36 protein-coding genes and 2 other RNA genes are annotated in these 24673 nt (G+C 64.8%); 8 read left to right on the top strand and 30 right to left on the bottom strand.

Going from position 1 to position 24673, the window contains the following annotated elements; all coding sequences use genetic code 11:
• From L6D89_RS31285 to L6D89_RS31395, 23 genes are all read right to left on the bottom strand, one after another.
• Nucleotides 1-205 (bottom strand): hypothetical protein (locus L6D89_RS31285; protein ID WP_236202235.1); only part of this gene is annotated, 205 nt, incomplete at its 3' end.
• Nucleotides 202-705 carry a lysozyme gene (locus tag L6D89_RS31290; RefSeq protein WP_236202236.1) on the bottom strand — a complete coding sequence of 168 codons (504 nt, stop codon included), beginning with the start codon at nt 703-705 and terminating at the stop codon, nt 202-204. The genes L6D89_RS31290 and L6D89_RS31285, both read right to left, overlap by 4 nt.
• The gene (locus L6D89_RS31295; protein WP_236202237.1) at nt 695-1039 is read right to left on the bottom strand and encodes a hypothetical protein; all 345 of its coding nucleotides are present in this window, start codon (nt 1037-1039) and stop codon (nt 695-697) included. The genes L6D89_RS31290 and L6D89_RS31295 overlap by 11 nt, the downstream gene beginning before the upstream one ends.
• 80 nt (nt 1040-1119) lie before the next feature.
• Nucleotides 1120-1557: a Mor transcription activator family protein gene (locus L6D89_RS31300; protein WP_236202238.1), complete on the bottom strand. Its 438-nt coding sequence runs from the start codon at nt 1555-1557 to the stop codon at nt 1120-1122.
• Nucleotides 1554-1958, bottom strand: a complete 405-nt coding sequence (locus L6D89_RS31305) for a gp16 family protein (protein ID WP_236202239.1) — start codon at nt 1956-1958, stop codon at nt 1554-1556. Before L6D89_RS31305 ends, L6D89_RS31300 begins: the two co-directional genes overlap by 4 nt.
• Nucleotides 1955-2233, bottom strand: coding sequence for a hypothetical protein (locus L6D89_RS31310; RefSeq protein WP_236202240.1), 279 nt, complete (start codon nt 2231-2233; stop codon nt 1955-1957). The genes L6D89_RS31305 and L6D89_RS31310 overlap by 4 nt, the downstream gene beginning before the upstream one ends.
• Nucleotides 2234-2240: 7 nt before the next feature.
• Nucleotides 2241-2915 (bottom strand): DUF2786 domain-containing protein, encoded by a 675-nt coding sequence (locus tag L6D89_RS31315; protein WP_236202241.1) that lies wholly within the window; start codon nt 2913-2915, stop codon nt 2241-2243.
• A gap of 5 nt (nt 2916-2920) precedes the next feature.
• Nucleotides 2921-2992: hammerhead ribozyme type II (locus L6D89_RS31320), an RNA gene on the bottom strand.
• Entirely contained in the window at nt 2991-3242 is a 252-nt protein-coding gene (locus L6D89_RS31325) for a hypothetical protein (protein WP_236202242.1), read from the bottom strand. The genes L6D89_RS31320 and L6D89_RS31325 overlap by 2 nt, the downstream gene beginning before the upstream one ends.
• 8 nt (nt 3243-3250) lie before the next feature.
• Entirely contained in the window at nt 3251-3616 is a 366-nt protein-coding gene (locus L6D89_RS31330; protein WP_236202243.1) for a hypothetical protein, read from the bottom strand.
• 1 nt (nt 3617) lies between these two features.
• Entirely contained in the window at nt 3618-3836 is a 219-nt protein-coding gene (locus L6D89_RS31335; RefSeq protein ID WP_064979741.1) for a hypothetical protein, read from the bottom strand.
• Nucleotides 3833-4051: a hypothetical protein gene (locus tag L6D89_RS31340; protein ID WP_065083977.1), complete on the bottom strand. Its 219-nt coding sequence runs from the start codon at nt 4049-4051 to the stop codon at nt 3833-3835. The genes L6D89_RS31335 and L6D89_RS31340 overlap by 4 nt, the downstream gene beginning before the upstream one ends.
• Before the next feature lies 1 nt (nt 4052).
• On the bottom strand, nt 4053-4325 hold the full coding sequence (locus L6D89_RS31345) for a hypothetical protein (protein ID WP_236202244.1): 273 nt from the start codon (nt 4323-4325) through the stop codon (nt 4053-4055).
• A gap of 2 nt (nt 4326-4327) precedes the next feature.
• The gene (locus L6D89_RS31350; RefSeq protein WP_037018723.1) at nt 4328-4945 is read right to left on the bottom strand and encodes a DUF3164 family protein; all 618 of its coding nucleotides are present in this window, start codon (nt 4943-4945) and stop codon (nt 4328-4330) included.
• 17 nt (nt 4946-4962) lie between these two features.
• Nucleotides 4963-5289, bottom strand: coding sequence for a hypothetical protein (locus L6D89_RS31355; RefSeq protein WP_236202245.1), 327 nt, complete (start codon nt 5287-5289; stop codon nt 4963-4965).
• The gene (locus L6D89_RS31360) at nt 5273-5659 is read right to left on the bottom strand and encodes a hypothetical protein (RefSeq protein ID WP_236202246.1); all 387 of its coding nucleotides are present in this window, start codon (nt 5657-5659) and stop codon (nt 5273-5275) included. Before L6D89_RS31360 ends, L6D89_RS31355 begins: the two co-directional genes overlap by 17 nt.
• Entirely contained in the window at nt 5656-6450 is a 795-nt protein-coding gene (locus L6D89_RS31365; RefSeq protein WP_236202247.1) for a MarR family transcriptional regulator, read from the bottom strand. The genes L6D89_RS31360 and L6D89_RS31365 overlap by 4 nt, the downstream gene beginning before the upstream one ends.
• Nucleotides 6443-6652, bottom strand: a complete 210-nt coding sequence (locus tag L6D89_RS31370) for a hypothetical protein (RefSeq protein WP_236202248.1) — start codon at nt 6650-6652, stop codon at nt 6443-6445. The genes L6D89_RS31365 and L6D89_RS31370 overlap by 8 nt, the downstream gene beginning before the upstream one ends.
• A 2-nt stretch (nt 6653-6654) precedes the next feature.
• Nucleotides 6655-7374, bottom strand: coding sequence for an AAA family ATPase (locus tag L6D89_RS31375; RefSeq protein WP_236202249.1), 720 nt, complete (start codon nt 7372-7374; stop codon nt 6655-6657).
• A 17-nt stretch (nt 7375-7391) separates the two neighbouring features.
• The gene (locus tag L6D89_RS31380) at nt 7392-9443 is read right to left on the bottom strand and encodes a Mu transposase C-terminal domain-containing protein (RefSeq protein ID WP_276574857.1); all 2052 of its coding nucleotides are present in this window, start codon (nt 9441-9443) and stop codon (nt 7392-7394) included.
• Complete coding sequence (locus L6D89_RS31385) at nt 9436-9639, bottom strand: hypothetical protein (protein WP_054906995.1); 204 nt, start codon at nt 9637-9639, stop codon at nt 9436-9438. The genes L6D89_RS31380 and L6D89_RS31385 overlap by 8 nt, the downstream gene beginning before the upstream one ends.
• Entirely contained in the window at nt 9636-10079 is a 444-nt protein-coding gene (locus L6D89_RS31390) for a hypothetical protein (RefSeq protein ID WP_054906996.1), read from the bottom strand. Before L6D89_RS31390 ends, L6D89_RS31385 begins: the two co-directional genes overlap by 4 nt.
• A 2-nt stretch (nt 10080-10081) precedes the next feature.
• Complete coding sequence (locus L6D89_RS31395) at nt 10082-10420, bottom strand: helix-turn-helix domain-containing protein (protein WP_082450482.1); 339 nt, start codon at nt 10418-10420, stop codon at nt 10082-10084.
• 202 nt (nt 10421-10622) lie between these two features.
• Between L6D89_RS31395 and L6D89_RS31400 the strand changes: the two genes are divergently transcribed.
• On the top strand, nt 10623-11315 hold the full coding sequence (locus L6D89_RS31400) for an XRE family transcriptional regulator (RefSeq protein ID WP_236202251.1): 693 nt from the start codon (nt 10623-10625) through the stop codon (nt 11313-11315).
• Between the two features lie 313 nt (nt 11316-11628).
• Here L6D89_RS31400 and L6D89_RS31405 read toward each other — a convergent pair whose 3' ends face one another.
• Complete coding sequence (locus tag L6D89_RS31405) at nt 11629-12606, bottom strand: NADPH:quinone oxidoreductase family protein (protein WP_236202252.1); 978 nt, start codon at nt 12604-12606, stop codon at nt 11629-11631.
• A 162-nt stretch (nt 12607-12768) separates the two neighbouring features.
• On the opposite strand from L6D89_RS31405, the gene L6D89_RS31410 reads away from it, so the two are divergent.
• From L6D89_RS31410 to L6D89_RS31425, 4 genes are all read left to right on the top strand, one after another.
• Nucleotides 12769-13176: a flagellar basal body-associated protein FliL gene (locus L6D89_RS31410; RefSeq protein WP_236172033.1), complete on the top strand. Its 408-nt coding sequence runs from the start codon at nt 12769-12771 to the stop codon at nt 13174-13176.
• A 227-nt stretch (nt 13177-13403) separates the two neighbouring features.
• Nucleotides 13404-14477, top strand: coding sequence for an HlyD family secretion protein (locus tag L6D89_RS31415; protein ID WP_236172032.1), 1074 nt, complete (start codon nt 13404-13406; stop codon nt 14475-14477).
• Complete coding sequence (gene rbbA / locus L6D89_RS31420) at nt 14474-17206, top strand: ribosome-associated ATPase/putative transporter RbbA (protein ID WP_236202253.1); 2733 nt, start codon at nt 14474-14476, stop codon at nt 17204-17206. The genes L6D89_RS31415 and rbbA overlap by 4 nt, the downstream gene beginning before the upstream one ends.
• Nucleotides 17207-17209: 3 nt before the next feature.
• A complete protein-coding gene (locus L6D89_RS31425; protein WP_236202254.1) occupies nt 17210-18334 on the top strand; it encodes an ABC transporter permease in 1125 nt (374 codons plus the stop codon).
• A 49-nt stretch (nt 18335-18383) separates the two neighbouring features.
• On the opposite strand, the gene L6D89_RS31430 is transcribed toward L6D89_RS31425, so the two are convergent.
• Both L6D89_RS31430 and L6D89_RS31435 read right to left on the bottom strand, forming a co-directional pair.
• Nucleotides 18384-20222 carry a sensor domain-containing diguanylate cyclase gene (locus L6D89_RS31430; RefSeq protein ID WP_236172021.1) on the bottom strand — a complete coding sequence of 613 codons (1839 nt, stop codon included), beginning with the start codon at nt 20220-20222 and terminating at the stop codon, nt 18384-18386.
• A gap of 44 nt (nt 20223-20266) precedes the next feature.
• Nucleotides 20267-20728, bottom strand: a complete 462-nt coding sequence (locus tag L6D89_RS31435; RefSeq protein ID WP_236172019.1) for an EVE domain-containing protein — start codon at nt 20726-20728, stop codon at nt 20267-20269.
• 308 nt (nt 20729-21036) lie between these two features.
• Between L6D89_RS31435 and L6D89_RS32685 the strand changes: the two genes are divergently transcribed.
• Entirely contained in the window at nt 21037-21171 is a 135-nt protein-coding gene (locus tag L6D89_RS32685) for a hypothetical protein (RefSeq protein ID WP_128082560.1), read from the top strand.
• Between the two features lie 36 nt (nt 21172-21207).
• On the opposite strand, the gene L6D89_RS31440 is transcribed toward L6D89_RS32685, so the two are convergent.
• From L6D89_RS31440 to L6D89_RS31455, 4 genes are all read right to left on the bottom strand, one after another.
• Nucleotides 21208-21837: a 5-formyltetrahydrofolate cyclo-ligase gene (locus L6D89_RS31440; RefSeq protein WP_236172357.1), complete on the bottom strand. Its 630-nt coding sequence runs from the start codon at nt 21835-21837 to the stop codon at nt 21208-21210.
• A 9-nt stretch (nt 21838-21846) separates the two neighbouring features.
• Nucleotides 21847-22025: non-coding RNA, 6S RNA (gene ssrS, locus L6D89_RS31445), on the bottom strand.
• A gap of 32 nt (nt 22026-22057) precedes the next feature.
• Entirely contained in the window at nt 22058-22387 is a 330-nt protein-coding gene (locus L6D89_RS31450; protein WP_226045820.1) for a cell division protein ZapA, read from the bottom strand.
• The gene (locus L6D89_RS31455; RefSeq protein WP_017521390.1) at nt 22384-22593 is read right to left on the bottom strand and encodes a TIGR02449 family protein; all 210 of its coding nucleotides are present in this window, start codon (nt 22591-22593) and stop codon (nt 22384-22386) included. Before L6D89_RS31455 ends, L6D89_RS31450 begins: the two co-directional genes overlap by 4 nt.
• 182 nt (nt 22594-22775) lie before the next feature.
• On the opposite strand from L6D89_RS31455, the gene L6D89_RS31460 reads away from it, so the two are divergent.
• Nucleotides 22776-23330 carry a UPF0149 family protein gene (locus tag L6D89_RS31460; protein WP_236202255.1) on the top strand — a complete coding sequence of 185 codons (555 nt, stop codon included), beginning with the start codon at nt 22776-22778 and terminating at the stop codon, nt 23328-23330.
• A gap of 8 nt (nt 23331-23338) precedes the next feature.
• The gene (gene pepP, locus L6D89_RS31465) at nt 23339-24673 is read left to right on the top strand and encodes a Xaa-Pro aminopeptidase (RefSeq protein ID WP_236172017.1); all 1335 of its coding nucleotides are present in this window, start codon (nt 23339-23341) and stop codon (nt 24671-24673) included.

Here is a 24673-nt window from a genome sequence, read left to right on the forward strand (position 1 = left end):
CATCCGCCTCTGCCTGCTGGGCTCTGCGGGCTTCTGCCTCGGCGTATTTGCGTTGCTGCAGCTCCAGGACGGCCTTGCCCTCGGCCTGAGCCGTGGCGTACCCCTGAGTCCGCGCGATGGACTGCATCGCCTCTGCCCCGGCAACGACCAGGCCGATGATGATCAGGACGGCCAATACGCCGGAGATTCGTTGAACCCAGTTCACAGGTCGCCCTCGCACAGTTCGCGCTCGGCCGCACGTCGACGGACTAGGCCGCGAAGTTGCGAACCGCCAGCGCGGGTCCAGTTGGAAAGCTGCGCACAGGCCTGGGCGATCCGGCCCGCCTGCAGGTCGCGCAGCATGGTTGAGTGGGTGCCGCTCTTGAGCCAGACGAATCCGTCCTTCACGCCCGGACCACCGGGGCCGACGTTGTAGATGAAGGACAGGAAGGCGGCGATGGTCTTGGCGGGCAGGCGGTCGATGACGTCCTGGGGCACCCAGGCTCCGAACACCTTGGCGGCTTCCTCCAGGCCCTTGCGGGTCAGGGCATCGCACTCTTCCGGCGTGGCCTGGTCGCCCAGCTTTACGCCTCGGGTCCAGCCGTCGCAGATGGTCGGGATGCCTACCGGATCGATGTACGCCAGCAGGTTGCGTCCTTCGAAGTAGCCCACCAGGGGCGTGGCAACGCTCAGCGCTCCTGCCAGCACGCGGGTCTTAATCCCCATTGCCACCTCCCACCAGGGCCTTGAGCTTGGCCAGCTCGCGGTTGCCCACCTCGGGCGCCGACTTCTTGAAGTCACTGATGCGGTAGCTGGTGTCATCCCGGCGCGGTGCAGGCTGCGGACCTTCGGTCATCGAGCGGCGGCGGCCGCTGATGAATTGGCGGTAGGCCTGGATATGCGCCCAGCCGGTTCGAACGTGCTCTTCCACCAGTTCGCGCCAGTGGGATGGGCAGTGCTCCATCAGGCTGCGGCGCCGCTCCAGGCTCGACTCGGCCAGGACCTGCGCGGCGTACTCGCGGGGGCTGCAGGGGGCGTGATGATTCGGGGAAGTGTCCATGCCGCCATGGTGCTGATTCGGCGGACAGGGCTTTAGAGGAAGGGGTTCAGCAGAAAGACAAAGCCCCGCAAGTGCGGGGCTTAGTCGAAGAGGTCGCCGGTGTTGTCGGGCGTTTCCGGCAGCACCTGGTCAAGGATGATCCAGATACGACGGTCGCTGAGCTTATAAGTTCGCGCCAGCTCTGCGACCACTACGCGTGCACCGACACCCTCCCGGACAGCCTGCACGAACTGGCGGTGAATCTCCAGATCGCGCAGCCTGCGCAGGGCCGCATCACAGCGGGGTATGTAGATCGTTTCGCCGCCCAGGCGCCTGGTGAGCTGCTGGGCCGCTTCGTCACCGATGATGTCGGCCAGGGCGGCGACCTTGATCTGGCCGTTGCGGTTGGCGCCGCGTGCAAACTCCCAGGTCGTACCGCCCAACTCACCGACCAGGCGCAGTGCGGCAGGCATCCCGACAACCTGGGCAATCTCCAGCACCTGGGCTGGCAATTGGTCGCGCACCTGCTCCAGGTTCATACCGGCCGCCCGTTGCGCTTGGCGTCGTAGGCCAGGGCCGCAACCAGCTTGCCCAACTGCTTGCAGTCCATCCACTCGACCCGATCCACCTTACAGATGCGCTTGCCCATCGCCTCGGCGTAGCTCCAAGGGCGCTTCGCCTCGGCGAGGAACGCCTCGATCTTGTTGACCAGGCGCTGGCGATCATCAGCTACCTGCGGTGCCGGGCGGTCTGCGGGCTTGCTGGTGGGCTGCCAGCCCAGGCGCTCCAGCTCAGCCAGCACACGGCCGATCTGGCGCGGGGTCAGCTTGGTGGACGACGACACACCGGCCACGCGCTCCAGGAGCGCGCGGTAGGTGTCGTCTTCCATGCCCAACTGGCGGCGGGCGATCTGGATCAGTTGGCGGCCTTTGCTGCTCATACCAAGTTCCTCGGCTCAATGGCGTGGCGGAACTTCGCGGGGCTGCGGCGGGCCATGTTGCCCAGGAGGCGCAGCCCCAGGGTGATGGCCTCGGCCTCATCGTCGATGCCACCCACCAGGCGTACCGCCTCGATGTCGGCCCGAGTGCCGGCGTAGGCCTCAAGCTTGATCTTCTCGGCGCCCAGGGCTGCCTTACGGGCCTTGCGGTTGGCGCGTAGCCGGCGCTGGCGGATAGCGTCCTGCCGGCGAACCTTGTCAGTGCGTGGCTTGGCCATGTTCACCTCAAGTCAGGGCCAGCGGTGCGGAGCCGACGACACCGTGGTTGAGCTGCACGTCGTCGGCTGCGTCGATGCCTCTGCCTGCATCGCGCATGTCACGCTGACTCAGGTTGCCGCTCTTGCTGCTCCGGTCGATGGGCTGACTCTCCACCGTTCTCGGGTAGTGCTTGAGCATGTAGGCCCCGGTTGCTTCGGACGGCTTGGCATTCCCGGCGAACTGGTTGACCTGATTGCGGACTGCCCACACCCAGCCTTCGCAGAACATGTCGGCGCGCTTGGTCTTGTTGGCCGGTTTGCAGCGCTTCAGCTCGCTGGCGATGTAGTCGCGGCGGGCTTTGCGCACCTGGCGCAGAAGGATGGTCATCGTGTAGCCGGCCACCTCGGCCATCTCGCCAATGAACCGCCACTGACCTGCAAACGAGATGAACAGCATCTGGCAGGAGTATGCCTGCGCCACCGTGTGAGCTAGCGATGCCTCCCACTGCGCTGGGGTCATCTTGGAGCCACTGGCCGCGCTGTGCTCGCAGACCTCAGAGAGCGCAACATCAGCCTCTCCGAGGCCGAACTTCTCCATCATCGCGCGAGCCTGGCGCATCGCAGCGGCCGCTTCGTGCGGGTTGCTGCTCTCGGCCAGGCGCAGCAGTTTCTTGATCTTGTCTAAAGCTTTGCTGTGATCCATGTATTCCTCGGCTGCTCGTCAGTACCCAGCCACCACGCTGGGCAGACCGCTCCGGCCAGGCCGGGGCGGTTTCGCTCAGTGGATGGTGGGTTTCCCCTCGGGAGTTGGCGCCTGTTCCTGAGCCTCCGCACGGGCTGCTTTGCACTTGTCGCACTGGCAGGTGCCGTTCTCTGCCGCGCTCTTGGTGGCCTTCGGCACGATGTCTTTGGCGACGTGAAGAAGGGCCAAGGCGGTGATAGCGGCCGGACCGTCCTTTCTGCCCGTGCCATCCAGGATGATGCTCAGCCCGTTGCTTTCCTCGGTGATGGTGATGGTGAACTTGCTCATGAATCCCCCTAGCGCAGGCAGTGAAAGGTGATGTGATAGTCGCGGGCGATCTGGCGCACCCGCTTGGGATGAAGGCGCAAGTCATGGACCGCCATCTGCGGCGTCCATCCGCGCTTGGCCATCGCCTCGATCCGTGCGGCCATCGGCGGCAAGAGCGGGCTGGGCGACGGTGCTGGCTCGTCGTCGAAGGCGTCGACAGGAGCGGCCTCCGGCTGAAGTACTTCCTCCAGCTCAGCCGGCTCGACTGCAGCGACTTCCTCGACCTGGAGCGCTGGCGTTGGCGGCACCTGGTCCATGCCCAGGGCCTGACGCGCCAGACGTGCCTCGACGCGGCAGAGAGTCCGGTAGATCAGCTGTGCAGCACGCTCGTGCATGTCAGTGCCCCTCCGCAGTGATCCGCCAGCGGCTGTCGCGGCTGCCTTCGCGCACGTCTTCGATGCACTCGACGCGCAGGGCGGCATCAGGGAAGAGCTTGTGGCCCAGGCGCTTGGCGCATTGCTCGCGGCTCCAGCTGCAGCTGGCCGACTTGCCCTTGCTGGTGGCGGTGTAGCCATCGCCAGCGCGGCGCATGTTGAACTCGACGGAGTTGCTCATGCCTTGGCCTCCCGCATTTCCCGGAGGGCTTCCAGGACCTTTGCCACCGGGTCCAGGTACTCGCCAGTGATGGCCACCATCACCAGCTCTTTGTCGTTGTCCAGCTGCAGGTGCATGACGTCGAAGCAATCGACGTCGAGCAGCTCGGCGTCCTGGATGATGTCCCGGATGCTCTTGTCCGGGTTCATGTCATCGAGCAGAGGTGCTTGCCCCATGTCACACCCCCAGCGCCCGGACACCGGGCGCATCGTGAGTGGACAGATCGCGGATGTAGCGGGCGATGGCGCTGAGGTTGGCACGGGGTTCCGCACCAGCACGGACGCCAGGGACGCGCCAGGCCAGGCCAGCAACGGGGTCGGCACTGAGGTCGATCACGCGGCGCAGCTCGGCCGAGTCCCCCACGGCGAGGGCGAAGTAGCCGTCACCGGGGTGCTCGTCGTGCAGCTCGATCAGGCCGTCAATGCGGCACACGGCATAGGTCTTGACCATGGTTACACCCCCGCCAAGTCAAGGCTGATGGGGCGGAACTGGTCGCTGTCGCCGATCCGCTCATAGAGGCGGATGTAGGACTTGGAGCCGATAACCTGGCACGCCTCGCCGATGGCCTGCATCGCGCGCTGCCAGCGCTCGTCCTCTATGGCCAGGCGGCGTAGAGCGAGCACGCGGGCGGTTCGGATTTCGCCCTTGGTATCCGTGCGGAATGCGTCGTTGACCAGCGTGACGACCTCCGGGCGGGCGCCCTCGGTCCACTCCTGCAGGCATTCGTCGATCAGAGCGCGCGCCGCCTGCAGGCGCTCGTCAAAGGCAATACTTTCCTGAATGGCGCGGACGATCTTGTACCGACCATCGAACGACATCAGCGTGACATTGCCTTTCTTCCCGCCCAGCTTGACCTGGTACTGCTCGGCGGACAGGTCAATGAACGCCTCGATGTCGCCAAAGGCTGCGGCCTTGAAGCGCTGCAGAGTGTCTTGGACCGCCAGGCCTTGCTGCACCAGGTCGACGACCAGGGCGTCGCGGGTCTTGTCGATGGGCTTGATCATGTCTTCATGCACGAGGCGGCGCTGCGCGTCGAAGCGGAAGCCCTCAGGAATTGCGATTTGGTTCATGTGGTTGCTCCTGCGGATCAGTGGAAAGTGAGGTCGATGGGGGTGGCGCTGGCGAAGTCGCGGTAGCTGATCGGCTCGGACCAGGTGACTTCCACGCCCTGGAACTGCGCGCTGTAACGGGTGCTGCCCGCCGACCCCTGGCGCTGGTAGCCGCAGACCAGCTTCAGGCCCACCAGGCGGCGGCCGTCCTCAGGGCTGATGACCAGGCGGTATGCCTCAGGCTCGATCCGGTGCAGGCGGATACCCATGCGCTGCAGATCGCGCGCAGCACTGTTGAAGGTCCGCAGCCGATCAGCCAGGCGCGGGGTCAGGACTTTCAGCTGAGCGTTAGTGCTGGCTTGCATGGCTCGCCTCCAGGGCTTGGGCGCAGTTGGGGTTGTTGGCGCAGTGCTGGCAGGCCTTCCACTGCTGCATCGCCTGCGGGTTGTGGGTCGGAGCCTTTCTTTCGCGGTAGCTTTGGCACTCGATCAGGCTGATGGTCTGGCCCAGGGCGGGGCACTCCAGCGCGCCCAGGGCGGCCACCACACGGCGCTCGACCGCCGAGGTGCTCGGCGATGGGTAGCGGTTGGAGAGCACCAGGCTGACGGCAGAGCGGCTCATGCCGATGCGCTCACCAGCGCGGGTGCGGTTGGTCTGCTCGACCTCGGCGGCCAGCAGGCAGACCCACTGGGGGGGCTGTTCGCCCCAGGCGGACAGATCGACGCGAGCATTCATGCGCTCACCTCACGCGCCAGGTAGTTGAACAGGCGCAACGCCTCGATGCCTTCCGCGCGCTCGCTGTCGTCGGGGTGGAACTGGGCGACCATGCGGCCGGCCAGCCGCTCAATGGGCTTGGCTGCGGCGAGCAGGTCTGCAAGCGCTTTCTCCAAGCAAGCCTTTTCCAACCGCAGGCCAGCCAGCTCGGGGCAGTCCGGTATGTCCTTGGTCCAGACCACTTGGTCCAGGTTCGGGTCGTAGACCTGTTCGAAGGTGCTGCGCTGATAGACCGGGTGCTGCGGGCCGCTGTAGCGCTGGCGCACCAGGTGGTAGCGGGCAGGCTTGCCTGGGGTCCCATCGGTACGGGTGACGTAGCCGGCGAGGGTCAGCCCCTGCAGGTAGGTGCGGGCGGCCAGCTCGGTCATGGTCACGCCGTTGACGCTGGCGTGCTCCGCTGCCTCGGCGGCGCTCATCTCGCCCAGGATGCGCAGGGTGCGCCAGATGTTCTCGACGGCAGATGGGGGAACCCGCTCGCCTTTCTTGTTGACGCGCGGAGCCTCGGCGCCTTCATCCGCCAGCAGCTTCCAGCGGGCATCACGCTGGACCAGGACCTCTACACGCTCGACGATGCCGGCTTTCTTCAGGTCGCGCAGGTAGCTGCTCACGGCCTGATCTTCCTGGCCGGACAAACGCGACACGTTGTAGGTGGTCAGGCCCTTCGGGTCGCGGGACAGCGAGCGGATGGCTTCCCACATGTGCTGGCGCGGGCTCTTACCTCCAGTCATGGTGAGGTGAATGGCCTTACGCATTGCCCACCGCCTTGGAGCCCTGGCTCACGACAAGCATTTCACTGACGGTCACGAACTCATTGAGAGTGCGGCCGCACTCGGCGCACTCAACAACCAGGTCGATCAACTTGGGGTCGTGTGCTGCGGCATTCACATAGGCAATGTGGTGTTCGCTGCCACAGCCCGCACAAGCGATCTCGGTGAGGTCTACATGGTTAGCCATGCTCACGCCCTCCGCGCCGGGGCTTCGCCAGTGAACCAGCCGCGATTACCCCAGGTGGCCAGGTCAATCGTGTCGGTGCCAATGGCCTGGGCCTCGGTGTGGACGCGGTAGAGGTTCACGGCGACGCGGCGCAGGCAGCCCTGGGTCTTCGCGCACAGATCGTCCAGCAGCTCGTCTGCGATGGTGAGATGGGGGTAAGTGGCGTCTATCAGGTCGCGCAGGTCGTCGGCGGTGGCCGGCTGTGCGGGGACCCATTCCAGGACTCGGTTGTGCAGGCGCTCCAGCTTGGCCAGGCTGGTCGGCACGCGCTCTTCCCCAATCAGCACAATGGTTCCCTGGCTGGCGTTGAAAATGTCGGTGATGACGTTCGCGGCAGCCTTGTCCAGCAGGTACTGCGCATCGTCGATCAGCAGCGGACGGTTGCTGCGGCTGAGCTGCTCGGCGATCTGGTCGACCATCTCGGACAAGGTGCTGGCCGGAGTGATGCCCATGTCGCGCAGGACCGCCTGCAGGAAGGCTTTCCGAGTCCAGGTCTCACGGCACTCGACGTAGTAGGCGCGGTGCTTGGTGGCAGCGAACGCCGCTGCGAAGGACTTCCCGTAACCGGTCTTGCCGTAGGCAACCACAAGGCCCGGCAGGCCCACGGGGCGGCGCATAGCGCGGTCGATAGCGTTGGCGAGAAGACCGACGTTGGTCAGCGGAACGATTTTCTTGGCACTCATAATTGTTACTCCTGTGGTCAAGCGCGGGCCAGACCGGCCTCGGCAAAGTCGTACATGTCCTGGGTGGACTTGAATTCATCGGTGCGGGGGTATTCGCCATGCCAGCGATGGGCCTCGGGCTCCATCTGCTCGCCAGCGGTGATGCGGCGGTCGACGCGCTTCCACAGGCGATAGCGCGCCATGGAGTCGGTTGGAATCTCGAAGGTGCTGGGAGCTGCCAACGCGGCGGCGTAGCGGCGGGCCTCGCTGATCTGCTCGGCACTCAGGTCGGCAGTTGGCGCGGCCTTTGGCACAACGCGCAGTTCGACGTCCTGACCGGTGAGGGTCTTGATCTTGGTGACGGCGCGGGCGATCTGGCCCTTCTCGCGGCGGTCTCCCGCCTTGTCCAGCAGGGAGCGCGGCATGGCTGGCGATGCGTTGCCATCCACCAGGGCCTCGCAGATCAGCTCGCCGTCCAGGTTGTGGACCCACACGCGGCTGGCATCGCGGAAGTCGTAGGCGACGCGCACTTCCTGGCCGTGCAGCGCTTCCAGCTCACGAGCGAAGTAGATGCCACCGCCAAACCTCACTTCGGCGCGGTTGGTGGTGCGAACGACCTGCGGGCGAGTCAGGCCAGCTACGACATCGGCAGGCGCCTGCAGCGGCTCCCATCCCTCAGCGACCGCCGACTTCCAGGACTCCATCGGGGTTTGGCTACGCATCCGGCCTGTTTCCAGGTCGCGGACTTTCGGGAGGCCGCGATGTGACTTGTGGTTGTAGTCGTCCAGGGCGTCCTGCAGGTCGCGGAAGAACACGTCGAAGGTGGGAATCTGAGTGGGCTGGATGCCCTCGGCCAGTTGCTTGCGGGACAGGCGATGCACGCGGGTAGCGGCTTCTTTGTCCATGTCCTTGCCGATGTAGCTGTCGTACGTCTTTGCCAGCTTCACCAGGATGCTTTTGTGCGGGCGCTCAATGACGCCGCGTGCCTGAGAGTTGTAAGCAATGGAGTGGGTCATATCACCACCCAGGCGATCCACCACTTCCCGTACCGTGTCGTTATCGAAGCCGCTGCCGTTGTCGACATAGAAAAGCTTGAACATGCCGACGCGGGTTACGCCGTCGCGGATGGTGTCGACGGTGGCAATGGTCGACTCGGCCAGGTTGACCGAGAAACCGACGATGCGGCGGGTCCCCCAGTCGATGACCATGGTGATCTCGGGCTTGAAAATCTGGCCGGTCAGGGGGTTCATGACCTCGGCGTCGAAGGTGTGGCCGTCCGCCACCCATACATCGTTAGGCCAGAGCATGTCGGCCTTACGGCGGTTGAACGCCTTGACCGCTTTGATTTCGCGGGAGCCCATGCGGCCATGCTCACGGGCTTCCGGGCTGAGCTTGGCCAGAAATCGACGTACTGCATGGATGCTCGGGCAGCCCTGGTACTCGCCCTTGAAGCGCTCATACGCCGCCTCAACGCTGGGCTTCTGCGGCTTCTGGTAATGCTTGAGGAACACGGGCGCCCACACCGGCACGCTCATGTCAGGCTTGCGACGAGCCGGAGCCAGGGCGATTTCGCCATGCTTGCGATAGTCGGCCAGCCAGCGCTTGAGAGTGCGCTCGCTCAGGGTGCGGTCTGCGGTCTTACGGTCGTTGGCGCGCTCTACACGCTCCACCAGGTAAGGGCTGAGATTGCCTTCACGCGCCAGGCCGACCAGGGTCAAGATGGCGCGCTGCTGGCTGACGAACTGGCTCATCCGCTCGACTTCACGGATTAAGGACACGCGCGCGGCCATCACTTCACGCTGATCATCGTTCAAGCGTGACGTGGAAATACCGTCACGCTTCGGCGTGATCAGCGTGTGCGGGGCGGCAGGCTCTTGCGCTTCGGCAGGCGCCTCTTGCTGGACCAGGCGTGCAACTAGTGCTGCCTGAGTTTCAGCAGGAAGCTGATGGAAGTAGTACTCCACGGCCTTGGTGCCGATGCGGCGCTGGCCTTCCCAGTGCTCCCGCTTCGCCATGATTTGAATCGCGCGATCAGTACCTGGCAGACCTGGCAGGCCTGCAAGTTCCCGAGCGGAGAACCACTTATGCATGGGATTCCTCGCTTGCCTCAAGATCGGCAATCAAGGCCGCCCCTAGGTTCAGGGCCGCAGTGCGAAGCCACTCATGGGCGTCAGTCCATGCACCGTTTTCTACTGCAGGGCTTTCAGCCTCCACGCACTTGTAGAACTCGGTCGCATGGCGCAGATCGTCGAGCAGGCCTTTCTGGATGTCCTGAAGGCGGGTCATTGGGCACCCCCGAGGCGGCGGCGCAGTTCGCGGGCTTGGCGGGTCGCCTCATCCTTGATGCTCTCGACGCGGCCCAACTCAGCCAGCAAGGCATCGCGCCCCCAGCTAACCCGACCACCACGCACGGTGACGATCAGGTCGGTCAATTGATGGCTGCCGCAGACTTGCTCCAGGAGGGCCGCGCGGTAGAACGGCAGGTTGTGATCGATGCGGGCCGTCGATGACCAGGCATCCAGCATGGCTTTGCTGATGTCTTCGCCGGCCAGGTGCGACATCTGCGCGGCTACATCAATGCGCTCAAGCCCGGTGCTCTTTGCCCCTGTCAGCATCTCGCTGACGATTTCGCTTACCTGGACCCGGAAGTCGCAGGCGCTAACCAGCTGGGGCTGCGGCACATCGAAATCGATGTTTATGGTGCGGTCGTCTTTTCCGTGACGCATGTTCAAGCCTCCGTGCCGGTTTTACGGTGCGGAACAGGAGAGTAACGGCTATCCTTGGCAGCACTTCTCGGTCGGCTTTCCGCCCTGTTTGGGCGTTGGCGCCGAGGGGAACCATCAAGGTTCCAACGCTCCGGCCAAAGCTCAAACGGCTCCACACCGAGCTTTTTGGCGATCTCGCGCTCGATGCGTGGATACGGTGCGTTCTTCACCGCACGAATAGCGCGGTCGGTGATGTCGAGCTGGCGAGCCAGCTCAGCCGGCGGACAGCCATGGATGCGCAGCTGGTATTTGATCCACTCCCAGCGGGGAGCCGGATCGAGCGGCATTTCGGCGATGTTCATCAGTAACAACCATCTTGGCGGGTGGTTTTTTTAGGCCGTCTAACAGCCTGTTACGGATAAACATAGCCATAACCAACTATGCGGTAAAGCGAAAAATGGCGTTTCGCTTTCCAGAGCCAGCTACAAAGGTGGTTATATTTGGCTAAGTTATTGATGCATAAAGGGTTTGCGACAAAGCGAAATTTCGCTTTGTCGGATACGCATGTTTCGTTTTCTGCTGGGGGAAAGCGAAATGACTGATGGATTGGCGGCTCGCATCCGTCAGTGCGCGGAGATAGCCAAAAGTGGCGATGAACTGGCGCGATTGACTGGCATCCCTCGGCGGACACTTGAGTACTACCTGACCGGGCAAAGTGAGCCCAAGGTCGCGCGCTGCGTGGAGATAGCAAAGGCAGTGGGCGTTGACTTAGGCTGGCTCGCCTCTGGTGAGGGCGAGCCTTTCCCTGCAGCTCCCAAGCAGGAGCCCCTGGACTTAGAGACGTACGCGTTCATTCCGCTCTACGACGCTCGCTGCAGCTCAGGTCATGGCGCGTGGAATGAGCGCGCGCGCGTACTGACAGAGCTTGCATTCACTCGATATTCCTTGCGGAAGAAGGGGCTGAGCCCGGAGCGCCTGGCTTGTCTACGGAATGACGGTGACTCGATGAAAGGACTCATCGAAGACGATGACACGGTGATGATCGATCAGAGCCGCAATTTGCTTGAGGGGGAAGGCGTCTATGTCATCCTCCTGGATGACCACCTTTACGCGAAGCGCCTGCAGCGCCAGTTCGACGGCTCTGTGCTGATCATCAGCCACAACAAGGACTATCAGCCCATGACGGTCCCTAAGGATCGCCTGGCTGAGTTGCAGATCGTGGGGCGTGCGGTTTGGGCTGGGGGGTGGTTGATCTAATCCCGGCTGACAGGGGGTATGCCAATTACCCCCGCTAAATTTTCCGTTTGCCCCATTTGCCAGTTTTGGCACTGTTCAGCTGGGCTTGTCCGCTAAGCCCGCGCCATCCGGGGCTCTCCGGCGTCTTCCGGTTTCTTCCGGCTTCCTCCGGCCCTGTGCCAATACTCCCACTAGCTCACACAAAGCCGGTGAGATGGGGCTCTTCGTAGGAGCGAGCTTGCTCGCGAATCGCTCAACGCCGGATTCCCCTGTAGGAGTGCCAGAATGAAAAAAGCCCCGCTTGAGCGGGGCTTTTTGTGTCGCCAGGAGGCTATCAGCGAACCGTCACCACCACCTTGCCCACCGCCTTGCGCTGGCCCAGGTGATTGATCGCGTCGGCGGCCTTTTCCAACGGGAAGGTCTGCGACACCAACGGCTTGATCTTGCCCTCGGCGAACCACTTGAACAGTTGCTGGAAGTTCGCCGCGTTGTCCTGCGGCTGGCGCTGGGCGAAGGAGCCCCAGAACACGCCGACCAGGGAGGCGCCCTTGAGCAGGGTGAGGTTGGCCGGCAGCGACGGGATGGTGCCGCTGGCGAAGCCGACGACCAGCATGCGGCCATTCCAGGCGATGGAGCGGAAGGCTTCTTCGAACAGCTCGCCGCCGACCGGATCGTAGATCACGTCCACGCCCTGGCCGCCGGTGATTTCCTTGAGCTTGTCCTTCAGGCTGCCTTCGCTGTAGTTGATCAGCACGTCGGCGCCGGCGGCCTTGGCCACTTCCAGCTTGGCCTCGCTGCTGGCGGCGGCGATTACCTTGGCGCCCATGGCCTTGCCGATTTCCACCGCGGCCAGGCCCACGCCGCCGGAGGCGCCGAGCACCAGCAGGGTCTCGCCCGGCTGCAGGTTGGCGCGCTGCTTGAGCGCGTGCATGGAGGTGCCGTAGGTCATGCCGAAGGCGGCAGCGCTGGCGAAGTCCATACCGTCCGGGATCGGCATCACGCTGTAGCCGGGCACCGCCACTTCCTCGGCGAAGCTGCCCCAGCCGGTCAGCGCCATCACGCGGTCGCCGGGTTTCACATGGCTGACCTTCTCACCGACCGCGCCGACCACGCCGGCAGCCTCGCCACCCGGAGAGAACGGGAAGGGCGGCTTGAACTGGTACTTGCCCTCGATGATCAGCGTGTCGGGGAAGTTCACCCCGGCGGCGTGAACCTGCAGCAGGACTTCGTTCTTCTTCGGCTCGGGGCTGGCGATGTCTTCCAGCACCAGGGTTTCGGCGGGGCCGAAGGCTTTGCACAGCACGGCTTTCATGAGGACGTACTCCGTTGGAGGTTCTTCTTTGTGAGTAGAGGGCCAGTGTAGGAGCGCAGGCACAGGGGGCAAATCACCATGGCCTGGGCTTATGCCCCGATATAGCTTGGGCGGCGGCGCGACAGTGGCTATCCTTTGCCCATCGAATCCGGAGACATCGCCTTGAGAGCTTTCCTTGCCCTGTTGCTGGTCATTTCCTTCAGCCCTTTCCTTGCCGCCGAAGAAGAGGCCAAGCCGGAGGACGCCAACAAGCCCGTGTTCATTGACCTCACCCCCGCGCTGGTGGGCAATTACGGAAGTGGCCCGCGCCTGAAGTACTTCAAGGCCGATATCGCGCTGAAGGTCACCGGCAAGGAGGCCTCGGAGAAGGTCGAGCACCACGAGCCGCTGATTCGCAACCAACTGGTGATGCTTTTCGCCCAGCAGACCGACGACTCCCTCGGTAGCGTCGATGGCAAGGAGAAGCTGCGCCAGGAAGCCCTCAAGCAAGTGCAGGGCGTACTCCAGCAGGAAGAGGGCAAGCCGCTGGTGGACGACCTGCTGTTCAACAACCTGATCGTCCAGCCCTGATCGCCCAAACGGCGCCTGCATGAGCGCGGCTCATCTGCATACGGCAGGCGCTCTGTTGTTCCGGCTGCGGCTGCTCGCCGCAATGCCGGGCTGAAAGCCCCGTCTCACAAGGCGCGTAGGAAATTTCCGGCGCGCGCCTGACCTGAATCAAACCCCGTTTGCTGCTGGTCGCCGAACATCCCCTCATGATCCGCTCGAATTCGAGCGTTTGAGCAAGGGGAAATCGGATGACAGGAAACGCAAAAAGCTGGCGCACCCGCGGTCTCGCGGTGCTGGTGGTGGCCGTGCTCGCCGCGCTGGCCTGGCAGACGTTCAAGCCGACGGGCCTCCCCGAAGGTTTCGCCAGCGGTAATGGGCGCATCGAGGCCACCGAGGTGGATGTGGCCACCAAGCTTCCCGGTCGCGTGGCCGAAATCCTGGTGGACGAAGGCGATTTCGTGACGGCCGGGCAGGTCGTCGCGCACATGGATACCCAGGTACTCAAGGCCCAGCTGGCGCAGGCCGAGGCCGAAGTGCGGCGGGCGCAGAACGCCAAGCTCACCGCGCAATCGCTGGTGGCCCAGCGGCACAGCGAGAAGGCCACCGCCGAAGCCATGGTCGCCCAGCGCCAGGCCGAGCTGACCGCCGCGCAGAAGCGCTTCACCCGCACCGAGCAACTGGTCAAGCGCAACGCCCTGCCGCAACAGCAACTCGACGATGACCGCGCTGCCCTGCAGAGTTCCCAGGCGGCGCTGGCCGCGTCGCGCTCCCAGGTCATCTCGGCGCAGGCCAGTATCGCTGCCGCCAGCTCCCAGGTGATCGAGGCGCAGTCGGCCATCGAGGCCGCCACCGCGAGCACCGTGCGCCTGCAGGCGGATATCGACGACAGCGACCTCAAGGCCCCGCGCAACGGCCGCGTGCAGTACCGCGTGGCGCAGCCGGGCGAAGTCCTGCCGGCTGGCGGCAAGCTGCTCAACATGGTCGACCTGGCCGATGTCTACATGACCTTCTTCCTGCCCTCGGGCCAGGCCGGCAAGGTCGAGCTGGGCCAGGAAGTGCACCTGGTGATCGATGCGGTGCCGGAGTACGTGATCCCGGCGAAAGTGTCCTATGTCGCCAGCGTCGCGCAGTTCACACCCAAGACCGTGGAGACTGCCAACGAGCGCGAGAAGCTGATGTTCCGGGTCAAGGCGCGCCTCGATCCGGGCCTGCTGGAGAAGTACATCACCTACGTGAAGACCGGCGTGCCGGGCATGGCCTACATGCGCCTCGACCCGCAGGTGGAATGGCCGGCTGACCTGCAGATCAAGGTCCCGCAATGAACGCCGCCGCCTGCGTGGCCCGTCTGGCTGGCGTCTCGCTGCGCTATGGCGAGACCCGCGCAGTGGACGACGTGACCCTGGAGATCCCGGCCAATCGCATGGTCGGCCTGATCGGCCCGGACGGCGTCGGCAAGTCCAGCCTGCTGGCGCTGCTGGCCGGTGCGCGGAAAATGCAGGACGGTGAAATCCAGGTGCTCGGCGGCGACATGCGCGATGTACGCCACCGCCGCGCTGTGTGCCCGCGGATTGCCTACATGCCCCAGGGCCTGGGCAAGAACCTCTACCCGACGCTCTCGGTGTTCGAGAACGTCGATTTCTTCGGTCGCCTGTTCGGCCACGACAAGGCCGAGCGCGAGCGGCGCATCGCCGACCTGCTGCAGAGTACGGGCCTTGCGCCTTTTGCCGAGCGCCCGGCGGGCAAGCTGTCCGGTGGCATGAAGCAGAAGCTCGGGCTGTGCTGTGCGCTGATCCATGATCCTGACCTGCTGATCCTCGACGAGCCCACCACCGGCGTCGATCCGCTGTCGCGCAACCAGTTCTGGGAACTGATCGGCCGTATCCGCGCCGGTCGTGAAGGCATGAGCGTGCTGGTGGCCACAGCCTACATGGAGGAGGCCGAACGCTTCGACTGGCTGGTGGCGATGGACGAGGGCAAGGTGCTCGCCACCGGGACGCCCGCCGAGCTGCGCGAACAGACATCGACGCAGAACCTCGAGGAGGCGTTCATTGCGCTGCTGCCCGAGAGCAAGCGCGCCGGCCACCACAAGCTGGTCATTCCGCCTCGCCCGCAGCACGACGGTGCACCGCAGATAGCCATCGAAGCCGAGGGGCTGACCTGCCGCTTCGGCGACTTCGTCGCCGTGGATCACGTGAGCTTCCGCATCGAGCGCGGGGAAATCTTCGGCTTCCTCGGTTCCAACGGCTGCGGCAAGTCCACCACCATGAAGATGCTCACCGGCCTGTTGCCGGCCAGCGAAGGCACCTGCGCACTGTTCGGCCAGCCGGTCAACGCCAACGACATGGAGACGCGCCGGCGCGTGGGTTACATGTCCCAGGCGTTCTCGCTGTACGCCGAGCTGACGGTGCTGCAGAACCTCGAACTGCACGCGAAGCTGTTCCACATCCCGCACGAGCAGATCGGTCCGCGCGTCGAGGAAATGCTGCAGCGCTTCGACCTGGGGAAAGTGAAGAACGAGCTGCCCGACAGCCTGCCGCTGGGCATTCGCCAGCGCCTGTCGCTGGCCGTGGCGGTGATCCACAAGCCGGAAATCCTGATCCTCGACGAGCCCACCTCGGGCGTCGACCCGGTAGCCCGCGACGGCTTCTGGGAGCTGATGGTGGAGCTGTCGCGCAACGACGGCGTGACCATCTTCATCTCCACCCACTTCATGAACGAGGCCGAGCGCTGCGACCGCATCTCGCTGATGCACGCCGGCAAGGTGCTCGACAGCGACACCCCGCAGGGACTGATCGACAAGCGCGGCCTGCCGACCCTCGAAGCCACCTTCATTGCCTACCTGGAAGAAGCCGCCGGCAGCGCACCGGTGCCGGAAACGGCACCCGCAGCCCAGGCCTCCGACGAACCGGCCAGGTACAAGGGCTCCGATCGCTTCAGCTGGTTGCGCCTGTTCAGTTACGCACGGCGCGAGGCCATGGAGCTGCGCCGCGACCCGATCCGCCTGACCCTGGCCCTGGTCGGCACTGCGCTGCTGATGTTCATCATCGGCTACGGCATCAACATGGACGTCGAAGACCTCACCTACGCCGTGCTCGACCGCGACCAGACCACCACCAGCCAGGCCTACGCGCTGAACATCGCCGGCTCGCGCTACTTCATTGAGAAGCAGGCGATCCAGGACCCGGACGACCTGGAGCGCCGCCTGCGCAGCGGCGACATCAGCCTCGCGGTGGAGATCCCGCCGAACTTCGGTCGCGACCTCAAGCGTGGCGCCGACCCGGCCATCGGCGTGTGGATCGACGGCGCCATGCCGACCCGCGCCAACACCGTGCTCGGCTACGTACAGGGCCTGCACGCCAGCTACCTGGCCGACAGGCAAAACGGCAACGCTGCTTCTACCGGTGCGGCGGCGAGTACCGAAGTGCGCTACCGCTACAACCCGGATGTGGAGAGCCTCAAGGCCATGGTGCCGGCGGTGATTCCGCTTTTGCTGATCATGATCCCGGCGATGCTCACCGCCCTGGGCGTGGTGCGCGAGAAGGAGCTGGGCTCGATCACCAATCTCTACGTCACGCCGGTCACGCGCCTGGAGTTCCTGCTGGGCAAGCAGTTGCCCTACATCGGCATGGGCATGATCAACTTCGTGCTGATGCTGGCGATGGCCGTGCTGCTGTTCCAGGTGCCGCTCAAGGGCAGCTTCCTCGCGCTGCTGGTCGGCGCCTTCCTCTACGTGGTGACCAGCACGGGGCTGGGGCTGCTGCTCTCGACCTTCATGAAGAGCCAGATCGCGGCAGTCTTCGGCACCGCCATCGCCACCATGATCCCGGCGATCCAGTTCTCCGGGCTGATCCATCCGGTGTCGTCGCTGGAAGGCGCGGCGGCCTTCATCGGCCAGCTCTACCCGACCTCGCACTTCCTGGTCATCAGTCGTGGTGCCTTCTCCAAGGCGCTGGGCTTCCCCGACCTGTGGGTCTATTACCTGCCGCTGACGGCGATGATCGTGGTGCTGACGCTGCTCAGCGTGGCCTGCCTGAAGAAGCAGGAGGACTGAGCCATGAACAAGCTGGCGAACATCTTCAACCTCGGCATCAAGGAATTCCGCAGCCTGGGCCGCGACTACGCGATGCTGATCCTGATCGCCTGGGCCTTTACCCTGGGCGTCTACAGCTCCGCCACCGGCGTGCCGGAAACCCTGCACCACGCGCCCATCGCGATTGTCGACGAGGACCAGTCGCAACTCTCCTCGCGCATCGTCAACGCCTTCCAGCCGCCGTATTTCCGCCCCCCGGAGATGATCGGCCACGCGGAGATGGACCGGGGCATGGATGTCGGCCTGTACACCTTTACCCTGGACATCCCGCCGGACTTCCAGCGCGACGTGCTGGCCGGGCGGCAGCCGGCGATCCAGGTCAACGTCGATGCGACGCAGACCGGCCAGGCCTTCTCCGGCGCCGGCTACATCCAGAACATCGTCGGCACCGAGGTGCGCGAGTTCGTCAGCCGCTACCGCGCCGAGTCGGCGATGCCGGCGGAGCTGGCGGTGCGCATGGAGTTCAACCCGAACCTGACCCAGGCCTGGTTCGGCGCGGTGATGGAGGTGATCAACCAGATCACCATGCTGTCGATCATCCTCACCGGCGCCGCGCTGATCCGCGAGCGTGAGCACGGTACGGTGGAGCACCTGCTGGTAATGCCGCTGACCGCCTTCGAGATCATGATGGCCAAGGTCTGGTCCATGGGCGCCGTGGTGCTGGTGGCCGCGGCGATCTCGTTGCAGCTGGTGGTACGCGGCTGGCTGGACGTGCCGATCAGCGGCTCGGTGGGGCTGTTCCTGCTGGGCGCGGCATTGCACCTGTTCGCCACCACTTCGATGGGCATCTTCCTCGGCACCGTGGCGCGCTCGATGCCGCAGCTGGGCCTGCTGGTGATCCTCACGCTGATGCCGCTGCAGATTCTTTCCGGTGGTACCACGCCGCGCGAGAGCATGCCGGAGCTGGTGCAGTACATCATGCTGGCGGCGCCGACCACGCACTTCGTCAGCCTGGCCCAGGCGATTCTTTATCGTGGGGCCGACCTGTCCATCGTCTGGCCGCAGCTGCTGGCCATTGTCGGGATTGGTGCGGCGTTCTTCAGCGGCGCGCTGTGGCGCTTCCGCCGGACCATCGGGCAGATGGCCTGACTCCTGCTGCACTTCGTAGTAGCGAGCTTGCTCGCTACTACGAGGTCATTCACTCCACTGGCCACACGCAGGTCTGATTCCGCCCCTTGTGCTTGGCCGCGTAGAGCGCCCGGTCGGCCTGGGCGATCAACTGGTCCGGCTCGGCGTCCTGGCCCGGCGTGGCGATGGCCAGGCCGATACTCACGGTCAGTCGCCCGAGCTCTGCCGCCGGATGGGCGATGGCGAGTTCCGCCACATGCTGGTGGATGCGGGCCGCGACATGCCCGGCGCCCTCCGCGCCGGTGTCGGTGAGGATGATCACGAACTCTTCGCCGCCATAGCGGCAGGCCACGTCGCCTTCGCGCTGCAAGCAGTCCTGCAGGCAACTGGCAACCCGCCGCAAGGCGTCGTCGCCGGCCAGGTGGCCGAGGCAGTCGTTGAAGCGCTTGAAGTGATCGACGTCGAGCATCAGCACCGCCAGCGGTGCGTCGGCCCGGCGCAGGCGGCGCCACTCGCTTTGCAACTGGCGGTCGAAGTAGCGGCGGTTGAACAGGCCGGTGAGGCCGTCCTGCTGCGAGAGCTTGTGCAACTGCGCCTCCAGTTGCAGGCGTTCGCTGTTGTCGCGGGCCACGGCGATCAGGTAGTCGCGGTCGCCCTGGTGGATCAGCTGGGTGTTGATTTCCGCCGGTTGCAGGCTGCCGTCGCGGCGCTGCATCTCGCGCTGGAAGATCATCGACAGGTTCAGCCGGTGCGCCTGCTGTACCAGCTGGATCCAGGCGTGGAAGCCGGGAATCAGCCGCTCCGGATCGTCGCGCAGCAGGTGGCGGAAGTCCTCGGCGCTGTAGCCCAGGCCGCTGTAGGTGGCTCGGTTCATGTGCAGCAGCTCGCGTTGCTGCAGGTCGAAGATGAACAGCGCGTCGCGGCTGGAGTCGGTGAGGTCGAGCGCCAGTTGCAGGCGTTCGCGGCTGTCACGCAGGTGCGCCTCCACCGACTGGCGTTGCTCCGCTTCCTGGTTGAGCAACTGGTTGCTGGCGCTCAGTGCGGTGGCGCGGCGGGCGTTCTCGCGGGCGAGGAACAACGCCGCCACCAGCAGCAGGCTGATGGCCACGCCGCCACTGAACACCACCATCGGCAAGGGGGTGGAGAGCGACTGCACGAGCGCCGAAGTGGGGCTGAGCTCCAGTTCGAAGCTGCGGTTGTTGAGCAGCCGCAGCGGCACCCGCAGGGTCTGCCCGGCATTGCTGTCGGGTTGCTCGCGCACGTAGATCGGTTGTCCATGCTCCAGCAGGCGTACGCTGAACAGGTGGTTGTCGGCCTGCTGGATCAGGTGGTCCATCAGGTTGCCAACGCGGAATACGCCCTGCATGAAGCCGTCGAAGCGCAGTTGATGACTGGCATCGCGAATGAACACCGGGGTGTAAAGCACGAAGCCACGTCCACCCTGGAGCAGCTCCACGCTATCGCTCAGGCGTGACTTGCCGCTGTCGCGCGCGGCCATGGCGGTGGCGTAGTTCGGGTGCTGCTCGGTGAGGTGGAAGTTCAGCGCCGCCTCGTTGCCCTGCAGCGGCTCCAGCCAGCGGATGCGCAAGTCCGGATCGGACCACTGGATCGACTGGTAGCCGGGGAAGCTGCGCACATAGAAGCGCGCGTCCAGCTCCCATTCGGCACGGGGCATGCGGCCGTGATGGGTCCACAATTGGGCGAGCAGGTCCAGGCCCTGCACCTGCTCGTGGAGGTTGGCCTCGAGCTGGTGCGCCAGGCTGCGCCCCTGGTAGGTCAGGCGCTCCTGGACGCGCTGGCGTTCGCTGCTCGCCAGCTCCCTGCCGAGCCAGGCGCTGGAAAGCAGCAGCACGCAGAGCAGACCGCCAAGCCCGAGGTAGGTAGCTAGTGAGGACTGAAGGCGGTGCATGGGGCGAGTTCCGGGGGCTTCAGTAACCTAATAGCACAGTGCCTCTACTTGTGCGCCAGGCCGACGACGATCGCCCACTGTTCGGCAGTGACCGGCATGACCGACAGACGGCTGCCTTTCTGCACCAGCGGCATTTCCTCCAGTCCGGCCTGTGCCTTGAGCGTGCCCAGCGGCAGCACCGAGCGGAAGGCTTCGACGAAGCCGACGTCACGGGCTGTCCAGGGGTTCTTCTGGTCGCTGGCCTTGGGATCGTGGTAGTGGCTTTTCGGGTCCAGGGCGGTCGGGTCCGGGTAGGCCTCGCCTTGAATCTCGGCAATGCCGGCAATGCCCGGCTCCGGGCAACTGGAGTGGTAGAAGAAGAACAGGTCGCCCGGCTGCATGCTGCGCATGAAGTTGCGTGCCTGGTAGTTGCGCACGCCATCCCAGCGCGCTGTTTTCAGGCGCTGCAGGTCGTGGATCGAGAGTTCATCGGGCTCGGATTTCATCAGCCAGTAAGCGCGTGCCATCCGCGAGGGTCTCCTTGTGCGTGGCGGGTCGTGATGTTTTTACCAAGGGTAGGCGGTTCCCTGCGACAAGCTGCCGGCTCGCTGGAAACAAATTGTAGGAAGAAGATGTAGGAATACCGGCATGAAGATTGCCTGAAAGTGCCGGAAGTTTTGGGGACGGCTGCTCCTCCGACGATCGGTTGGCGTCAGAATTGCGAGAAGCTTTTCATTGTCGGAGAATGCCGCCGTTTTTAGCTTGGCCTGCCGGACGGATAAAAAAACCACCGCCGGCCATCGTTGACAGTTTGCCTGGAAGGGGGAGGCAATCGATGAAACGCAAGCCTGATCTTTTGTGGGTGTTGGTAATACTTTTCGGTCTGGGTGTCGTCACTACCGGTTACACCCAGAGTCTGTGGGAACAACGCCAGGGCAATGCCCCGGTGCAGGTCACCCAGCAGCCCTGATCCAGTCGCCTGGAATCCGCGCTGCCATCGCCACGGCTATCGCAAGGAACGCGATTCCGTCGCGAGACGGCCATACCAGCCGCCGTCCGTCACTATGCCCATCAGCGGCACATCCCAGCTCGCCAGCTCCAGCCTATCGACCTTCTGGCATTCATGCGCCAGGCCCAATAGCGTCGGTTTCTGCCAATTTTTGCGCATTCCCAGGTAGGCCAGGGTCCGGTCGTAGAACCCCTTGCCCATCCCCAGGCGCCCGCCCTGTGGATCGAAGCCCACCAGCGGCAGCAGCAGCAGGTCCAGTGCCCAGGCTGGGCGCTGGCGCCGACGGTCGGCCTGCGGTTCGGCAATGTTGAAACGGTTGCGCACCCAGCGCTCGCCGATCCCTACCTGCTGGAAGGTCATGTGCGTGCGCGGCCAGTCCGAGAGCACCGGCAGGTAGGTTGCCTTGCCGCGTTTCTGCGCTGCCTGCATCAGCGGGCGCGGGTCGATTTCGCCGTCAGCCGGCAAATACAACGCAATATGCTTCGCCCGGCGAAACAGCGGATGCTGTGCGAGCTGGCGATACAGGGCCTGGGCGGCGCGGCGTTGCTGAAGGGGGCTGAGCGCGCGTCTGGCCTGGCGCAGCTGGCGGCGCAGGGCAGGGCGGGAGAGAGAATCTGCGTGGATCATGGAAGGGTAAAGCTCCCCGGACATGCCGCTGTCGGGTTAGCCCTTGAACCCGAGAGTTCAAGGTGGTGGTTGCAGTAGGCTTTAAGGCTTTCCGTCGTGCGGACATGCACACCAGCCCAACTGGCAACCCCCGTTGTTGCAATTATCGGCTCAGGGACATCACCGACTGGCAAACACACCAGGGAGCGAGACGGATTATACCCCAAGGAAATTTCCCTGGTCAGACTTCACCCTGTTCCTTATCGGTGGTAAGGGGATCGGTCGTCAGGGCGCGGTCCACGCGCTCGAGCAGTTCGCGCACGCGCTCGCGGGTCGAGCCGCTGTCCTGCTCCACGCGCTCCTGCTTGTGCAGCAGGTCGTGGGTAATGTTCAGGGCGGCCATCACGGCGACACGGTCGGCACCGATGACCTTGCCGCTGGAACGGATCTCGCGCATCTTGCTGTCCAGGTAGCGCGCGGCGCTTTCCAGGTTGACGCGCTCGTCCGGAGGGCAGGCGATGCAGTACTCCTTGTCGAGGATTTGGACGTTCAGGGTGTTCGACTGGCTCATGAGTCCTGCTCCAGGGCTTTAAGACGCAAAATCATCGCTTCGACCTTCTGCCGAGCCAAATCGTTCTTCTCGATCAGATGGGCACGTTCTTCCCGCCAGCTTTTCTCGTTCGCCCGCAGCAGCCGGTTCTCGGCCTTGAGCTGTTCCAGGCGCTGGAGCAGCAGGTCGAACTTGGCGATCAGCGCGTGCAGGTCGGCGTCTTCCATGGGCTCTCGCTTGGGAGTTGCTTAAGTAATCGAGAACTATATAGGACTGCCGTGGGGGTGGGTCAACGCACGGCTGCCCGACGCGTCGTCACATGGTCTTGCGGTGTGCGCCGGTGCTAGGATAACGGACCATATTCTATGCGCGGCGCCTGATGGCGCCTAGCCGTCATCCGGGTTCGATCATGTCCACTTCCAGCTCCGCCTACACCGCTTTCGCCGCCCTGCTCGCCGAGGCTGCCCTGCCGATTTCCCCCGCCGAACTGCACGGCCACCTGCTCGGCCGCGTCTGCGCCGGGTCCGGCTTTGACCAGGGCGAGTGGCTGCAGGCCGCCGGTGAGCTGCTCGGCGGCGAGCCGGGCGAGCGCCTGGGTGCAGCGCTGGGCGGCCTGCTGGGCATGGTCCAGCAGGACTTCAGCCAGGGCGAGATGGCCGTGGTGCTGATGCTGCCCAACGACGACGAGCCGCTGCTGGAGCGTGCCACCGCCCTGGGCCAGTGGTGCCAGGGCTTCCTCGCCGGCTTCGGCCTGGCGCTGCGCTCCCCCAGCCTGTCGGATGAAGCCGATGAAGTGCTGCAGGACATCGCCGCCATCGCCCAGGTCGGCGGCCAGCTGGAAGAATCCGAAGATGGCGAGGCCGACTACATGGAAGTGCAGGAGTACCTGCGCGTCGCCCCGCTGCTGCTGTTTTCCGAGTTCGGCAAGGTCCCGGCACCGGCCGAGAAACCCTCCCTGCATTGAGGTCGCGCATGATCCGTATCGCCAAGTCGGAATACGCCCGTCGTCGCAAGGCGCTGATGGCGCAGATGGAACCCAACAGCATCGCCATTCTCCCGGCGGCGCCGATGTACATCCGCAACCGCGACGTCGAGCACGTCTACCGCCAGGACAGCGACTTCCAGTACCTCACCGGCTTCCCCGAGCCGGAAGCGGTGATGGCGCTGATCCCCGGCCGCGAGCACGGCGAGTACGTACTCTTCTGCCGCGAGCGCGATCCGGAGCGTGAGCTCTGGGACGGCCTGCGCGCTGGCCAGGACGGTGCCATCAGCGCTTTCGGCGCCGACGATGCGTTCCCCATCGGCGATATCGACGACATCCTCCCGGGCCTGATCGAAGGCCGCGACCGCGTGTACTACGCGCTGGGCGCCAACCAGGAGTTCGACCGCCGGCTGATGGAGTGGATCAACGTCATTCGCTCCAAGGCGCGCCAGGGTGCGCAGCCGCCGAACGAGTTCGTCGCCCTCGACCACCTGCTGCACGACCAGCGCCTGTACAAGAGCGCCGGCGAGGTGAAGGTGATGCGCTATGCCGCGGAAATTTCCGCCGGCGCGCACATCCGCGCCATGCAGGCTTGCCGTCCGGGCCTGTACGAGTACCACCTGGAAGCCGAGCTGGAATACGCCTTCCGCCTGGGCGGCGCAAAGATGCCGGCCTATGGCTCGATCGTCGCCACCGGCCGCAACGCCTGCATCCTGCACTATCGGGAGAACGACGCGCAGATCAAGGACGGCGACCTGATCCTGATCGACGCCGGCTGCGAGATCGATTGCTACGCCAGCGACATCACCCGCACCTTCCCCGCCAGCGGTACCTTCAGCCCCGAGCAGAAGGCCATCTACCAGTTGGTGCTGGACGCCAACATGGCGGCCTTCGACTACATCGCTCCGGGCCGCCACTGGAACGAAGCCCACGAGGCCACCGTGCGGGTCATCACTGCCGGGCTGGTAGAACTGGGTCTGCTCAAGGGCGACGTCGACGAACTGATCGAGCGCGAAGCCTACAAGGCCTTCTACATGCACCGCGCCGGCCACTGGCTGGGCATGGACGTGCACGACGTCGGCGAATACCGCGTCGGCGGCGAATGGCGCGTGCTCGAGCCGGGCATGGCGATGACCGTCGAGCCGGGTATCTACATTGCCCCGGACAACACCGACGTGCCGAAGAAATGGCGCGGCATCGGCGTGCGCATCGAAGACGACGTGGTGGTGACCAGGACCGGCTGCGAAGTGCTGACCAATGGCGTGCCGAAGACCGTCGCCGAGATCGAAGCGCTGATGGCCGAGGCCAGGGCCCAGGCCGCCTGA

Source organism: Pseudomonas pseudonitroreducens (assembly GCF_021603645.1).
In the GTDB taxonomy this organism is placed as follows: Bacteria; Pseudomonadota; Gammaproteobacteria; order Pseudomonadales; family Pseudomonadaceae; genus Pseudomonas; species Pseudomonas pseudonitroreducens.